The sequence below is a fragment of the Streptomyces sp. TLI_55 genome (genome assembly GCF_900206255.1).
In the GTDB taxonomy this organism is placed as follows: Bacteria; Actinomycetota; Actinomycetes; order Streptomycetales; family Streptomycetaceae; genus Streptomyces; species Streptomyces aquilus.
The window spans coordinates 2,317,706-2,332,323 of the sequence record NZ_OAOJ01000001.1; the positions used below are offsets into that span (position 1 = coordinate 2,317,706).

At 71.9% G+C, this 14,618-nt stretch carries 10 protein-coding genes and 1 pseudogene; 6 read left to right on the forward strand and 5 right to left on the reverse strand.

Features of this window, described 5'->3' with window-relative positions; genetic code table 11:
* Nucleotides 1–6 precede the first annotated feature (6 nt).
* Nucleotides 7–2,523, forward strand: a complete 2,517-nt coding sequence (hrpB, locus tag CRP56_RS10845; protein WP_097262682.1) for an ATP-dependent helicase HrpB — start codon at nt 7–9, stop codon at nt 2,521–2,523.
* On the opposite strand, the gene CRP56_RS10850 is transcribed toward hrpB, so the two are convergent.
* The 3 genes from CRP56_RS10850 to CRP56_RS10855 all read right to left on the reverse strand — a co-directional run bounded on the left by CRP56_RS10850 (nt 2,513) and on the right by CRP56_RS10855 (nt 5,539).
* Nucleotides 2,513–3,502 carry a DUF3068 domain-containing protein gene (locus CRP56_RS10850; protein WP_097262685.1) on the reverse strand — a complete coding sequence of 330 codons (990 nt, stop codon included), beginning with the start codon at nt 3,500–3,502 and terminating at the stop codon, nt 2,513–2,515. The genes hrpB and CRP56_RS10850 overlap by 11 nt on opposite strands.
* A 21-nt stretch (nt 3,503–3,523) precedes the next feature.
* Entirely contained in the window at nt 3,524–3,658 is a 135-nt protein-coding gene (locus CRP56_RS47000) for an SPW_0924 family protein (protein WP_107484044.1), read from the reverse strand.
* A 156-nt stretch (nt 3,659–3,814) separates the two neighbouring features.
* Entirely contained in the window at nt 3,815–5,539 is a 1,725-nt protein-coding gene (locus CRP56_RS10855; RefSeq protein WP_097262688.1) for a lytic transglycosylase domain-containing protein, read from the reverse strand.
* A 299-nt stretch (nt 5,540–5,838) separates the two neighbouring features.
* On the opposite strand from CRP56_RS10855, the gene CRP56_RS10860 reads away from it, so the two are divergent.
* Nucleotides 5,839–6,684 carry a DUF4184 family protein gene (locus tag CRP56_RS10860; protein WP_097262691.1) on the forward strand — a complete coding sequence of 282 codons (846 nt, stop codon included), beginning with the start codon at nt 5,839–5,841 and terminating at the stop codon, nt 6,682–6,684.
* On the opposite strand, the gene CRP56_RS47500 is transcribed toward CRP56_RS10860, so the two are convergent.
* Both CRP56_RS47500 and polA read right to left on the reverse strand, forming a co-directional pair.
* Nucleotides 6,614–7,159, reverse strand: coding sequence for a hypothetical protein (locus CRP56_RS47500; RefSeq protein ID WP_179850981.1), 546 nt, complete (start codon nt 7,157–7,159; stop codon nt 6,614–6,616). The genes CRP56_RS10860 and CRP56_RS47500 overlap by 71 nt on opposite strands.
* A gap of 178 nt (nt 7,160–7,337) precedes the next feature.
* Nucleotides 7,338–10,064, reverse strand: coding sequence for a DNA polymerase I (polA, locus tag CRP56_RS10870; RefSeq protein WP_097262693.1), 2,727 nt, complete (start codon nt 10,062–10,064; stop codon nt 7,338–7,340).
* 470 nt (nt 10,065–10,534) lie between these two features.
* On the opposite strand from polA, the pseudogene CRP56_RS10875 reads away from it, so the two are divergent.
* From CRP56_RS10875 to CRP56_RS48335, 4 genes and pseudogenes are all read left to right on the forward strand, one after another.
* A pseudogene (locus tag CRP56_RS10875) lies at nt 10,535–12,813 on the forward strand (FdhF/YdeP family oxidoreductase).
* 58 nt (nt 12,814–12,871) lie between these two features.
* On the forward strand, nt 12,872–13,360 hold the full coding sequence (locus tag CRP56_RS10880; RefSeq protein WP_079310936.1) for a hotdog fold thioesterase: 489 nt from the start codon (nt 12,872–12,874) through the stop codon (nt 13,358–13,360).
* A gap of 48 nt (nt 13,361–13,408) precedes the next feature.
* Nucleotides 13,409–13,810, forward strand: a complete 402-nt coding sequence (locus CRP56_RS10885; RefSeq protein WP_097262696.1) for a hypothetical protein — start codon at nt 13,409–13,411, stop codon at nt 13,808–13,810.
* Complete coding sequence (locus tag CRP56_RS48335) at nt 13,807–14,415, forward strand: Tat pathway signal sequence domain protein (protein ID WP_097262699.1); 609 nt, start codon at nt 13,807–13,809, stop codon at nt 14,413–14,415. The genes CRP56_RS10885 and CRP56_RS48335 overlap by 4 nt, the downstream gene beginning before the upstream one ends.
* Nucleotides 14,416–14,618 lie beyond the last annotated feature (203 nt).

The following is a 14,618-nucleotide window of genomic DNA, read 5'->3' on the forward strand; positions in this document are numbered from 1 at the left end:
GGACCGGTGATCCGCAGCGACGCTCTCGACCGGTTGCCCGTACGTTCCGCCCTGCCCGACCTGTGCGCGGCGCTCGACGACCACGGCACCGCCGTCCTCGTCGCGCCGCCCGGCACCGGCAAGACGACCCTGGTGCCGCTGGCGCTGGCGGGTCTCCTGGACGCCGACGCCCCCGCGCGGCGCGTGCTCGTGGCCGAACCGCGCCGCATCGCCGCCCGCGCCGCCGCCCGGCGCATGGCATGGCTGCTCGGCGAGAGGGCCGGGGAGAGCGTCGGCTACACCGTGCGCGGCGAGCGGGTCGTCGGGCGGCACACGCGCGTGGAGGTCGTCACGACCGGTGTGCTGCTCCAGCGGCTGCAGCGCGACCAGGAGCTGCCCGGCGTGGACGTCGTGATCCTCGACGAGTGCCACGAACGCCATCTCGACGCGGACACGTCTGCCGCCTTCCTGTGGGACGTACGACAGGCCCTGCGGCCGGAGCTGCGGCTGGTGGCCGCGTCGGCGACGACGGACGCCGAGGGCTGGGCCCGGCTGCTGGGCGGGGCGCCGGTCGTCGAGGCGGCGGGGGTCTCGCATCCGGTGGAGGTGGTGTGGGCGCCGCCGGTACGGCCGGTGCGGCCGCCGCACGGGATGCGGGTCGACCCGGCGCTGCTGGCGCATGTGGCGTCGGTGGTGCGGCGGGCGCTCGCCGAGCGGGCTGGGGACGTGCTGTGCTTCCTGCCGGGCGTCGGGGAGATCGCGCGGGTGGCCGGACAGCTCGGCGGCCTGGGTGACGTCGAGGTGCTCCAGGTGCACGGAAGGGCTCCGGCGGCCGTACAGGACGCGGTGCTGGCTCCCGCGCAGCGGCGGCGGGTGGTGCTGGCGACGTCCGTCGCCGAGTCCTCGCTGACGGTGCCCGGGGTGCGGGTGGTCGTGGACTCCGGGCTGGCCCGGGAGCCTCGGGTGGATCACGCGCGCGGGTTGAGCGCGCTGACGACCGTGCGGGCCTCGCGGGCTGCCGGACGGCAGCGGGCGGGGCGGGCCGGGCGGGAGGCGCCGGGGGCGGTGTACCGGTGCTGGGCGGAGGCCGAGGACGCGCGGCTGCCGCTGTTCCCGTCGCCGGAGATCAAGGTGGCCGACCTGACGGCGTTCGCGCTCCAGGTGGCCTGCTGGGGCGATCCCGACGCGTCCGGGCTGGCGTTGCTGGATCCGCCGCCGGGCGGGGCGATGGCGGCGGCGCGGGCCGCACTCGTGGCGGTGGAGGCGGTGGACTCCGCCGGGCGGGCCACGGAGCGGGGGGTGCGGTTGGCTCGGCTGGGGTTGCATCCGCGGCTGGGGCGGGCGCTGCTGGACGCGCCGGGGGACGCGGCCGAGGTGGTGGCGCTGCTGTCGGAGGACGTTCCGCGGGAGTACGGGGATGACCTCGCGGCGGCTCTTCGGGCTGCTCGGCGTGGGGGTGACGCGTATGCGGGGCGGTGGCGCGCGGAGGTACGGCGGCTGCGGGCCGTCTCGACGGCCGATGCCGCCAACGGCACGGAAGGGGCTGTCGCCGGACAGGGGCGCACTGGCGGCGATGAGCGGCTCGTCGGCGTTGTCGCCGCTCTCGCCTTTCCCGAACGCGTCGCCAAAGTCGACGGGGGTTCCTACCTCATGGCCTCCGGTACGCGGGCCGAGCTGCCGGAGGGTTCCGCGTTGCGCGGCGCCCCCTGGGTCGCCGTGGCCGTCGCTGATCGGCCCGTCGGGAAGGGGCACGCGCGTGTGCAGCTCGCGGCGGTCGTCGACGAGGACACGGCGCGGTCGGCCGCGGCCTCGATGTACTCCGAGGCGCAGGAGGTCCACTGGGCCGACGGGGACGTCGTCGCGCGGCGCGTCGAGCGGCTCGGGGCGATCGAGCTGACCTCACGGCCCTTGCAGGACGCCGACGCCGGCCTCGTACGCGAGGCGCTTCTCGAAGGGCTGCGGCTGGAGGGGCTCGGGTTGTTGCGCTGGTCGCCGGAGGCCGGCGTACTGCGGCAGCGGCTCGCCTTTCTGCGGCTGCGTGTCGGCGACCCCTGGCCGGACGTCTCCGACGACGCGCTCCACGCGCGCGTGGACGAGTGGTTGGAGCCGGAGCTCGGGCGGGCGCGACGGCGGGCCGATCTGGCGCGCATCGATGCCGGGGCGGGGCTGAACCGGCTGCTTCCCTGGGCCTCGGGTGAGGCGGGGCGGCTCGACGAGCTCGCGCCCGAGCGGATCGCGGTGCCGAGCGGGTCCAGGATCCGGATCGACTACTCCGAGCCCGAACAGCCCGTTCTCGCCGTCAAGTTGCAGGAGATGTTCGGGCTGCAGGAGTCGCCGCGGGTCGCCGGGGTGCCGCTGCTCGTCCATCTCCTCTCCCCCGCCGGGCGGCCCGCGGCCGTCACCGCCGACCTCGCCTCCTTCTGGAAGGACGGCTACAAGGGCGTACGGGCGGAGCTGCGCGGCCGGTACCCGAAGCACCCGTGGCCGGAGGACCCGGCGACCGCCGAGCCGACGCGGCACACCAACGCACGGCTCAGGCGGTGACCGGTTCCGGTGCGTCGGCGTCGGCGGGCACCGGGTCGTCCGGGCGGCGGCCGCGCGCCTCCAGCCACAAGGAGAGGGCGAGGAGCAGGACTCCGAGGGTGAGGAAGCCCCAGGGGAGGTACGTCGTCATCAGCAGGATCAGCAGGCGGTTGGACTTGACCAGGTCGACCGTGTGCTCGATGTAGTCCTCGCGCATCTTCACGTGCCCGGCGAACGCCGTGACCTTCTCGCGGTCGCCCAGGAGGGTGCCGCCGCGGAGTTCCTCCTTGTGGATCTCCTCGCCGTAGACGGGGGCGCCGGTGACGGGCTCGACCCAGAACTTGCGGACGGTGGTGTACCAGCGGGTCATGCCGGTCTTGGCGATCTGCTCGGGGGTGATGCCGGCGACGGGCAGCTTCTTGGGGAACTTCACCTGGGTCCACGGGATGGTCTGCTCGAAGTAGTAGACCTCCAGGCCGCGGAAGTTCTGCGTCCCCTTGTAGTGGATGGGGTTGCTGGTGCGGGTCTGCGCGTCGAAGTACTCGTAGTCCCGCTTCTCCGTCCGGAAGGGCCACTTGAACTCGATGCCCTCGCGTTTGACCGGGTCGCCGTCGACCATCTCGCCGGTGGCGTGGACGGGGTCCTGGCTGTGGGCGTCGAAGATGTAGCGCTCGGGGATGTAGGCGACCATCTTGCCGTCGGGGTCCTGGGCGTACGACAGGCTGTCCCAGACGACGACGTCCCGGCCGAGCGTCTTCTCGATCTTCTCCGAGGCCTCCACGTTGCCCTTGAGGGTCTGCACGATGGTGATCTTGGAGACCTTCTTCTCCTGGAGGGAGTTGTCGACGAGGGTGGCGTCCTTGGCCTCCAGGACCATGTCCTGGTACTGGCTCGCCGGGATCTTCGCCAGGCGCGGGAAGGCGTACCAGCGCAGCAGCGGGGACAGTGCCGCGAAGAACACGGCGAGGGCGAGCAGGATCAGGCTGGCCTTGCGGCGCATCTCGGCCTCCCTCCCGGGCGGTTACGGGTGTGACGGCACAGTCGTGAGCAGCGGCTTCGGCGATGTCTTACCGGTCGGCGCGCCCATCGCGGTGATCGTGAACACCAGCGCGAACGCGACGGCCAGGCCGATCCCGGCAGCGATGAGGGCACGCATGACGGCCTCCCGACCGGACCCCGTGAGCCCGGAACTGATACATCGTCAGGTCCGGCACGGTAGCAACGGGCGGCCGAGATGAGAACACGTCGCACACGACGACGGCGCCCTTCCGGAGAAGGACGCCGTCGACGTCGTACGGGAAAGGACGCGAACTCACGCGCTGGGGCTGGCCGAGGGGCTCGGGGACTCGGTCGGCTCCGCGGCCGCCGCCACCGTCAGTTCGACGGTCAGGGACGCGCCGCCCGCGGTGTCGATGCGGAGCAGGAACGTGCCGGTCGTGTCGTCGGCGTACAGCTTCGGCAGCTTCAGCACGCCGTTCGCGTCCGTCTCCAGGCCCTTCAGGGTGCGTACGGTCTTGCCGTCCGCGTCCTTGAAGTAGGGGCCCTTGGTGTTCTCGGTGGGGTCGTCCGCCGAGGTGATCAGGGTGGCGGTGGCGGCGACGCCGTCCGCAACGGCGCCGTCGTACGTCGCCTTGACCTCGACCTGGTCGGCGAACTCGCCGCCCGGGGTGCAGGTCAGCGCGGTGTCGCTGGTGCGGGCGAGGGTGTCGGCGACGCGCTCGGTGACGGAGGCCTTGTAGTCGAGGCCGCCGACCGCGCGGCCCACGACAGTGGCGCGGACGGTGAAGTCGCCCGTCTTCTCACCGGCCTTGAGCGCGGGCGCCACGGCGACGCCGGAGCCGTTGGTGACGATCGTGGCGACGCTCTCGCCGCCGGTGAAGGTGGTGTCGGTGTCACCCACGATCGTGAAGCGGATGCGGACCTTTCCGACGGCCTTGCCGGCCGAGGTCTCGGCGCGGGTGCTGATCCGCTTGCTGAACGTGTCCCCGGCCTGCGCCGTGAGCTTCGCGGTGCCCGCGTCCTCCAGGTGGTCCACCGTGTCGGTCGGGGTGGGGGTCGGCGTGGGCGTGGGGGTGCCGGGCGTGGAGGGGCCGCCCGACGGGGGCGGGCTGCTCGGAGTGGTGGGCGTGCTGGGCGTACCGGGGGTGCTGGGCGTCGACGGCGAGGTCGGCGACGGCGAAGGGCTCGGCGGGTCGTTGTCGTCGCTGCGGTGGCCGGGCAGGCTGCCGGTGCCGTCGGGGATCTCGTGAGTGCCCTTGCGGTAGTACTCCAGCCACGACAGGACCGTGTGCAGGTAGTCCTGGGAGTTGTTGTAGCTGAGGATCGCGCGGTTCAGGTCGGCCTGCACGGACAGGTCCCAGCCGTTGCGGCACAGGTAATGGCCGGCGGCGAGGGCCGCGTCGTAGACGTTGTTGGGGTCCTTCTTGCCGTCGCCGTTGCCGTCGCGGCCGGCCCACTCCCAGGTGGAGGGGATGAACTGCATGGGGCCGACGGCCTGGTCGTAGGTGCTGTTGCCGTCGTAGACGCCGTGGTCGGTGTCCGGGATGAGGGCGAAGCCGTTGCCGTCGAGCTGGGGGCCGAGGATCGGGGTGATCGTGGTGCCGTCGGCGGTGACGCGGCCGCCGCGGGCCTGGCCGGACTCGACCTTGCCGATGGCGGCGAGGAGCTGCCAGGGCAGGTTGCAGCCGGGCTTGGACTCCTGAAGGGCCGCCGCGGCCTTCTGATAGGCGTCGAGGACGGTCGCGGGGATGCCGGCCTCGCCGGTGCCCGTCACGCCGGTGCCGCCGCTGCTCGCGCTCGGGACGGGGCTCGGGCTGTTGAGGGGCGGCAGGTCCATGTAGAACGGCGAGCCGCCGGTCGCGCCGTCGTCGTCGGTGGTCAGATCGGGAGTGGGCTGGGCGTCGGCGGTGGTCGATCTGCCGTTGTCGTCGACCGACACGCCGGGTGCCTGGGACGCGGACAGTGCCGCGACCGCCGCGGCGGCGACGGTGGTGGCCACCGCCCCCTTGCGCAGCCGCCTGCCGAATTGCGCCGACATAAAGTGAACCCCTCCCGTGGACGCCGAGCGCCCGTCTCCGTCCGACGTGCTCGTCATGGTGTGACGATCGACCCGCGTCGCGGGTTGCCCTCGTGGAGCTTTTCTCTGCGTTGTTCTGCTGTTCGGTTCTACTGTTTTCTACTGTTTGGTTCTGCCGTTCGATGTCGGTTCGACCCCGCTACCCGGCGGAGCGGCCCAGGCGACCCTACGGCAACTTCCTTTGCTCGGGCACCCGTTCGTGCCCGGTTTTCACCAGTTGGCCATACTGGGCCGGTCCGTTTCCTGCCTTGGGAGGCCTCTTGCCCTTCACCCTCAGTCACGCGGCCGCGGTGTTACCTGGTGTGCGTGCCGACGGAACCGGGCGGGGGCGGCTGGTTCCGGCCGTTCTCGTGGCCGGTTCCTTCGCTCCCGACATGACCTATTTCGCGGCGAGCGCGTTCTCCGGGGCGATGGAGTTCGGCGACTTCACCCATTCGTTCGCGGGCGTCTTCACCGTCGACGTGCTCATCGCGTGGGCGCTGGTTTGGCTCTGGCTGCTCGTGCGGGAGCCGCTGGTCGCACTGCTGCCGAGGGCGCGGCAGGGGCGGGTGGCGACGCTGCTGCGCTGCGGGGCGCCCCGCGCGCGGGTGCGGTCGGTGCTGGTGGCGCGGTGGTATGTGTCGGCGGCGCTCGGGGCGTTGACGCATGTGGTGTGGGACGCGTTCACGCACCACGACCGGTGGGGGATGCGGCTCTTCCCGGTGCTGGGCGAGACGATCGCCGGGTCACCGCTGTACTGGTACCTGCAGTACGGCAGTTCGGCGGCGGCCGCGGTGGTGATCGCCGGGTTCCTTGTGTACGCGCTACGGCGGGCGCCGGTGAGCGAGCCGGCGGGCGTGCCCGCGCTCTCGGTGCGCGACCGGTGCTGGGCCGCCGTCGGCATCGGCGGCTGTGTGCTCGTCGCGGCGGTACAGCGGGCGTCGCGGTGGTGGGCCTACTGGGGGGCCTCCGCGAAGCCGTGGGAACTGATCCCGACGCTGTGCTTCGGCGTGGGCGCGGGGCTGGTGGTGGGGATGCTCGGGTACGCCGTGGCGATCAGGGCGTGGCGTCCGGTCCGGGCGCGGGAGCCTGCGGGGCGGGAGCCGAGCCGCCCGGGGCGTCGGTGACGGTCCTGCCGGGGGCCGGGCCGGCGGAGGGGGCGGTGGCGGTTCTGCCCGGGGTCGGGTCGCCGGAGGGGTCGGTGGCGGTCCTGCCGGGGGCCGAACCGCCGGAGAGATCGGCAGCGGTCCTGCCGAAGGTCGAGCCGTCCGAGGGGGCGTTGGCCGTGCCGACGGTGGCGATGAACACGGTCACGGTCCGCATCGGGCGGGAGCGGGGGACCGCGCTGAGGAGCAGTGCGAGGTAGCCGCGGGCCTGGTCGGCCCACAGGCGGAGGTCCCTGCGGTTGAGCCAGTCCCTCCGGGTGAGGCGGTGACGGACGTCTGTGGCCGCCTTGCGGAGGGTGGTGGCGAGGTCCGTGGGGATGCGGGGGCTACTGGCCGCTGCCGAGAAGGGCGGGACGTGCACGGCTGGGGTGGACGCGGTCGCATCGGTGGTCGCCTGCGCCGGAGCCGTCTGGCGGTGGAGCGTGCGTATACCCATGTCCGCATCTTTACGGGCGGGGGTGGGTGAGGGCGTTTTCGCGGGGGCCACCTGAGTGACGGCTTTCCGAGGGCGGCACCCGCGACAGCGAAGGCTCGGACCTGCCTGCCTACGGCTGCGGCGGAGGGAGTCGGGTGACGACTCCCTCCGCCGCAGACCACTGCTCCACCGCCGGAGGCTAGTGCGCTGCCGACTCCCAGTCCGGGCCCACGCCCACCGAGACGTCCAGCGGGGCGCGCAGCTGGACCGCGCCCGCCATCTCGCGGCGGACGATCTCCTCGACGCGGTCGCGCTCGCCGGGGGCGATCTCCAGGACGATTTCGTCGTGGACCTGGAGCAGCATGCGGGAGGTCAGCTCCGCCTCGCTCAGCGCCTTGCCCACGTTGAGCATCGCGATCTTGACGATGTCGGCGGCCGTGCCCTGGATCGGCGCGTTGAGGGCCATCCGCTCGGCGGCCTCGCGGCGCTGGCGGTTGTCGCTGTTGAGGTCGGGGAGGTAGCGGCGGCGGCCGAAGAGGGTCGCCGTGTACCCCGTCGCCCGCGCCTCGTCGACCACGCGGCGCAGATAGTCCTGGACGCCGCCGAAGCGCTCGAAGTACGTGTCCATCAGGGCACGCGCCTCGCCCGCCTCGATGTTCAGCTGCTGGGAGAGACCGAAGGCGGACAGGCCGTAGGCGAGGCCGTACGACATGGCCTTGATCTTGCGGCGCATCTCCGCGTCCACGGCGTCGCGCTCGACCGAGAAGACCTGGGAGGCGACCGTGGTGTGCAGGTCCTCGCCGGAGGTGAACGCCTCGATGAGGCCCTCGTCCTCCGACAGGTGGGCCATGACGCGCAGTTCGATCTGGCTGTAGTCGGCCGTCATCAGCGACTCGTAGCCCTCGCCGACCACGAAACCGCGGCGGATGGCCCGGCCCTCGTCCGTGCGCACGGGGATGTTCTGGAGGTTGGGGTCGGTGGAGGAGAGGCGTCCCGTGGCCGCGACCGTCTGGTTGAACGTGGTGTGGATACGGCCGTCCGCCGCGATGGTCTTGATCAGGCCCTCGACCGTCACGCGCAGCTTGGCCTGCTCGCGGTGGCGGAGCATGATCACCGGCAGTTCGTTGTCCGTCTGGGTGGCGAGCCAGGCCAGGGCGTCCGCGTCCGTGGTGTAGCCGGTCTTGGTCTTCTTCGTCCTGGGCAGGCCCAGCTCGCCGAAGAGGACTTCCTGGAGCTGCTTGGGCGAGCCCAGGTTGAACTCGTGCCCGGCGGCCGCGTGGGCCTCCTTGACGGCCTGCTGGACGGCGCCCGCGAACATCTGCTCCATGGCTTCCAGATGCGCCCGGTCGGCGGCGATGCCGTGCCGCTCCATGCGGGCCAGCAGCGCGGAGGTGGGCAGCTCCATGTCGCGCAGCAGGTCCGCGGCGCCGACCTCCGTCAGCCGGGCCTCGAAGGCCTCGCCGAGGTCGAGGATCGCGCGGGCCTGCACCATGAGGGCCTCGGCCTCGGCGCCGTCGTCCGCCCCGAAGGCGAGCTGGCCGTCGGCCGCGGCGGCGGGGGCGAGCTCGCGGCCGAGGTACTCCAGGGACAGGGCGTCCAGGTCGAAGGAGCGGCGGCCCGGCTTGACGAGGTAGGCGGCGAGCGCGGTGTCCATGGAGACGCCGACGATGCTCCAGCCGTGCTCGGCGAAGACGCGCATCGCGCCCTTGGCGTTGTGGAAGACCTTGGGCCGGGCGGCGTCGGCCAGCCAGCCGGTGAGGGCCTTCTCGTCGGCCTCGTCGAGCTGGGTGGGGTCGATCCAGGCGGCCGGTCCCCCGGCTGCCGCGAGGGCGAGCTCGGCGACCGAGCCGGTGCCCAGGCCCCAGGTGTCGACCGTGGCGACGCCGAGGGTCTGGGTGCCGTGCTCGGTGAGCCAGGCGGACAGCTCGCCGGTGCCGAGAACGGTGCCGTCGAGTTCCACGCCGGCCGTCACGACCGGTGTCGACTCGGCCTCCTCGGCGCCCGGGTCGACGGCCAGGAGGCGCTCGCGCAGGGAGGGGTTTCGGATCTCGAGGGTGTCGAGGATCATCGCGAGCGTCTTGCGGTCGTACGGGGCGCGCTCCAGGTCGGCGACCGTCTTCGGCAGCTCGACGGTGCGGACCATCTCGGTGAGGCGGCGGTTGAGCTTGACCGCCTCCAGGTGCTCGCGCAGGTTCTGCCCGGCCTTGCCCTTGACCTCCTCGACGCGCTCGACGAGGTCCGCGAACGAGCCGAACTGATTGATCCACTTCGCGGCGGTCTTCTCACCGACGCCCGGGATGCCCGGGAGGTTGTCGGACGGGTCGCCGCGCAGGGCCGCGAAGTCGGGGTACTGGGCGGGGGTCAGGCCGTACTTCTCGAACACCTTCTCCGGGGTGAACCGGGTCAGCTCGGAGACACCCTTCGTCGGATAGAGCACGGTGGTGTGCTCGCTGACGAGCTGGAAGGAGTCGCGGTCGCCGGTGACGATCAGCACCTCGAAGCCGGCGGCCTCGGCCTGGGTGGCGAGCGTGGCGATGATGTCGTCGGCCTCGAAGCCGTCGACGGCGAACCGCGAGACGTGCATCGCGTCGAGCAGCTCGCCGATCAGCTCGACCTGCCCCTTGAACTCGTCCGGGGTCTTGGAGCGGTTGGCCTTGTACTCCGTGAACTCCTCGGAGCGCCAGGTCTTGCGCGACACGTCGAAGGCCACCGCGAAGTGCGTGGGCGCCTCGTCGCGCAGCGTGTTGGCCAGCATCGAGGCGAAGCCGTAGATCGCGTTCGTCGGCTGGCCCGTCGCGGTCGTGAAGTTCTCCGCGGGCAGCGCGAAGAACGCGCGGTACGCCAAGGAGTGCCCGTCCATGAGCATCAGGCGCGGGCGGCTGCCGCCGGGGCTGTTGTCGGTCTTCTTCGATGCTGTCTCTGCCACGCCCCCGATCCTGCCACGCCCCACTGACAGTCGTGCCCAGCCGCGGAAGGCCGCCGCGGACGGCTGGCACGTCAGGTCGGCCCAGAGGGAGGGACACGGGCCTTGCCGAGGAGTGACAGAGGAGCGGGAGGCGGGCCTTGCCCGGGGGCGGCAGCGGGGCAGGCGGACGGTGCCAGGGGCGACAGCGGGACAGGCGGGGGCGGGCGGTCAGGGTGCTCGGGCCACCCCGGGGGCGGGGCGCAGGGCGCCCGCCCCAACGCCCAGGACTCGCGCCCTCGCAGCGGGCCGTAGCCCCGGACAAGCAAGCCCCAGCCGAGGCCCCCGAACCACCCTGTTCCCCCTTCCGCAACCATTGCTCAATACGCAACCATGGTCTCCGTCCTCCCCACGCCCCGGCGACCGTCACTGTCGGTGGTGCGTGCGAGGATCGGAGACGTAGTTCACATGTGCATGCGAAGGAGAGCGCCGCGATGGCAACGAAGCCGCCCAAGGGTGATCCGGTCCAGGACGCTCCGCAGGTCGCCGGGCCGAAGCACGCGGCGGCGGGGTTGCCGGCCGTGGGCCACAGCCTGCGCGTCTCGCAGCAGCAGATGGGACTGAAGCGGACCGCGCTGACGCTGCTGCGGGTGAACCAGAAAGAGGGCTTCGACTGTCCCGGCTGCGCCTGGCCGGAGCCGGACCACCGGCACACCTTCGAGTTCTGCGAGAACGGCGCGAAGGCCGTGGCCGAGGAGGCCACCCTGCGCCGGGTCACCCCGGAGTTCTTCGCCGCGCATCCCGTCAGCGACCTCGCGACGCGCAGCGGCTACTGGCTGGGCCAGCAGGGACGGCTCACCCACCCCATGTACCTCCCGAGGGCGGCACGCACTACGAGCCGGTGACCTGGGAGCGCGCCTTCGACATCGTCGCCGAGGAGATCGCCGCCCTCGACTCCCCCGACGAGGCCCTCTTCTACACCTCGGGACGCACCAGCAACGAGGCCGCCTTCCTGTACCAGCTCTTCGCGCGTGAGCTCGGCACCAACAACCTGCCGGACTGCTCCAACATGTGCCACGAGTCCTCCGGCTCGGCTCTGACGGAGACCATCGGCATCGGCAAGGGCAGCGTCCTGCTGGAGGACCTCTACAAGGCCGACCTGATCATCGTCGCCGGTCAGAACCCGGGCACCAACCACCCGCGCATGCTCTCCGCCCTGGAGAAGGCCAAGGCCAACGGGGCGAAGATCGTCAGCGTCAACCCGCTGCCCGAGGCGGGCATGGAGCGGTTCAAGAACCCGCAGACCGCCCAGGGCATGCTCAAGGGCGCCGCCCTCAACGACCTGTTCCTCCAGATCCGCATCGGCGGCGACCAGGCCCTCTTCCGCCTCCTCAACAAGCTCATCCTGGAGACCGAGGACGCCGTCGACCAGGCCTTCGTCGCCGAACACACCCACGGCTTCGAGGAGTTCGCCGCGGCCGCCCGCGCCGCCGACTGGGACGAGACGCTCACCGCGACCGGCCTCACGCGCGCGCAGATCGAGGAAGCCCTCTCCCTGGTGCTCGCGTCGAAGCGCACCATCGTCTGCTGGGCGATGGGCCTGACCCAGCACAAGCACTCCGTGGCGACCATCCGCGAGGTGGTCAACTTCCTGCTCCTGCGCGGCAACATCGGCCGCCCGGGCGCGGGTGTGTGCCCAGTGCGCGGTCACTCCAACGTGCAGGGCGACCGGACCATGGGCATCTTCGAACGCCCCGCCCCGGCCTTCCTGGACGCCCTGGAGAAGGAGTTCGGCTTCGCGCCCCCGCGCGAGCACGGCTACGACGTCGTACGGGCCATCGAGGCGCTGCGCGACGGCAGGGCGAAGGTCTTCTTCGCCATGGGCGGCAACTTCGTCTCCGCCTCGCCCGACACCGACGTCACCGAGGCGGCCATGCGGCGCGCCCGGCTGACCGTGCACGTGTCGACGAAGCTCAACCGCTCGCACGCCGTCACGGGCGCGCGTGCCCTGATCCTGCCGACCCTGGGCCGCACCGAGCGCGACCTCCAGGGCAGCGGCGAGCAGTTCGTGACCGTCGAGGACTCGATGGGCATGGTGCACGCCTCCCAGGGCCGCCTGGAGCCCGCGAGCACCCACCTGCTGTCCGAGCCCGCCATCGTGGCCCGCCTCGCCCGCCGCGTCCTCGGCGACGCCTCCCGCACCCCTTGGGAGGAGTTCGAGAAGGACTACGCCACGATCCGGGACCGCATCGCGCGCGTGATCCCCGGCTTCGCGGACTTCAACGCGCGGGTGGCCCACCCGGGCGGCTTCGCCCTCCCCCACGCCCCGCGCGACGAGCGCCGCTTCCCGACCGCCACCGGCAAGGCCAACTTCACCGCCGCGCCCGTCGAGTACCCGGCGCTCCCCGAGGGCCGGCTGCTGTTGCAGACCCTGCGCTCGCACGACCAGTACAACACCACGATCTACGGCCTCGACGACCGCTACCGCGGCATCAGGAACGGCCGCCGGGTCGTCCTGGTCAACCCCGAGGACGCGGCCGGGCTGAAGCTCGCCGACGGCTCCTACGTGGACCTCGTCAGCGAGTGGAAGGACGGCGTCGAGCGCCGGGCCCCCGGATTCCGCGTCGTGCACTACCCGACGGCACGCGGCTGCGCGGCCGCCTACTACCCCGAGACCAACGTCCTCGTCCCGCTGGACGCCACCGCGGACACCAGCAACACCCCGGCCAGCAAGTCCGTCGTCGTCCGTCTGGAACAATCGGCCACCGACTGAGCGTTTGCTCAGTGACGTGAGTTCGAGTGAGAGTTCCCGACGAACGGAGCCGGGCCCCATGGGCGAGCAGCAGCACGTGAAGTTCCCGCAAGAGGTCATCGACGAGTACGCCGCGCTCGGCGTGGACCTCCCGGCCCTGTTCTCCGCCGGACACCTCGGCACCCGCATGGGCGTCCAGATCGTCGAGGCCTCGGCGGAGAAGGTCGTCGGGACCATGCCCGTGGAGGGCAACACCCAGCCGTACGGACTGCTGCACGGCGGCGCGTCCGCCGTCCTCGCCGAGACCCTCGGCTCGGTCGGCTCGATGCTGCACGGCGGCAGCTCGAAGATCGCCGTGGGCGTCGACCTGAACTGCACCCACCACCGGGGCGCCCGCTCGGGCCTGGTGACCGGCGTGGCCACGCCCGTGCACCGGGGGCGCTCGACGGCGACGTACGAGATCGTGATCAGCGACGAGGAGGGGCGGCGGGTGTGCACCGCGCGGCTGACCTGTCTGCTGCGCGACGTCAACCCGGGCGACGGCGCCCACGTCGGGGCCCGCGCCTGACGGCAGGGCCTCTGGCCCCGACCGTGCCACAAGGCCTAGCGTCGGGGCATGCGAACGGGAGGAGCCCCGGTGTTCGGGGCCGGGGTCGGGTTCTTGGCGGTCCTGCTGACCCTCGGCGGATGCGGAGGGTCCGGCTCCGCCGCCAGCGCCCCAGCGACGTCCACGACCTCCAGCACGGCCCCACCCTCCACACCCCCCGAAGACCTCTGCACCCGCCTCGTCGCCCACTGGTCCCGCGAAGTGCTGGACGAGAACACCTACGGCGACTACCAGTCGATGGGCCTGTCCAACGGCCAGTACGACATCCTCATCAAGGTCGTCGACGCCGCCCGCGCCGCGAAGAAGAAGCAAGGCGCCGCGGCCGCCGACCAGTTGATCGACCGTCAGGCCCGCAGCGGCTGCGTGCGCTGGTACCGCGACGGCGGCCCCGGCAAGGGGCCCTGGCAGTGAGCGGCGTCGGACCGGTCGAACCGGGCGAGGGCACGCACGCCTGGGACGTCCTGGACGCCCCCGCCCCGCCCCGGCCTCGCGGCCGCCTCGGCGAGTGGTACGACCGACACCGGCGCGCCGCCCTCGCCACCGTGACCGCCGCGGCCCTCCTCGCGGGCGGAACGTACCTCTACGCGACCCGGCCCCGGCCGCCGGCACCTCCCGACCCGCCGTACCCGTCTCAAGTGACGGACCTGCACTACCTCAGCGGCGAGGCCACCCCCGCGGGCGCCGGGCCGCACAGCTTCAGCTTCGGGGTGGAACTGAGCGTGCTCGCCGGGCCGCCGGTCACCGTGACCCGCGTGTCCCAGCCGTACGCGGGCATGTCAGTGACCTCCACACCAAAGGTCCCTTTCCGGACGAGCGCGGGGACGAGCCGCAAGGTCGTCATCACGATGCATGTGGCGCAATGCAGGAAAGTGCCATGGAACGCCGGGCTCCCTTTCCTTGACGTAACCCTACGTAATACGCGCGCAATAGAAGTCCACAGTTTCATCCTCGGACAGCGATACGCCCAACACCTGTCAGAGGCGCTACAAGTCGCCTGCAGCAACGGCTTTCGGTAATTACCAAAACGCCCGAGACGCCTGAACAAGCTGCGTCGAGTCCTGCGGGTTCTCAAAATGTGGACAGGGCGAATCGGTCTGAATTCCGCTGTTCCACCCACTCAGTACCGCTCTGCATTACGACGTGTCATAACAAGAGCGTCACAGCCTCTGTCAGACCCTCCTCCACCTCCCTGCACGCGCTTAGAGTCACGCCCAGTCAC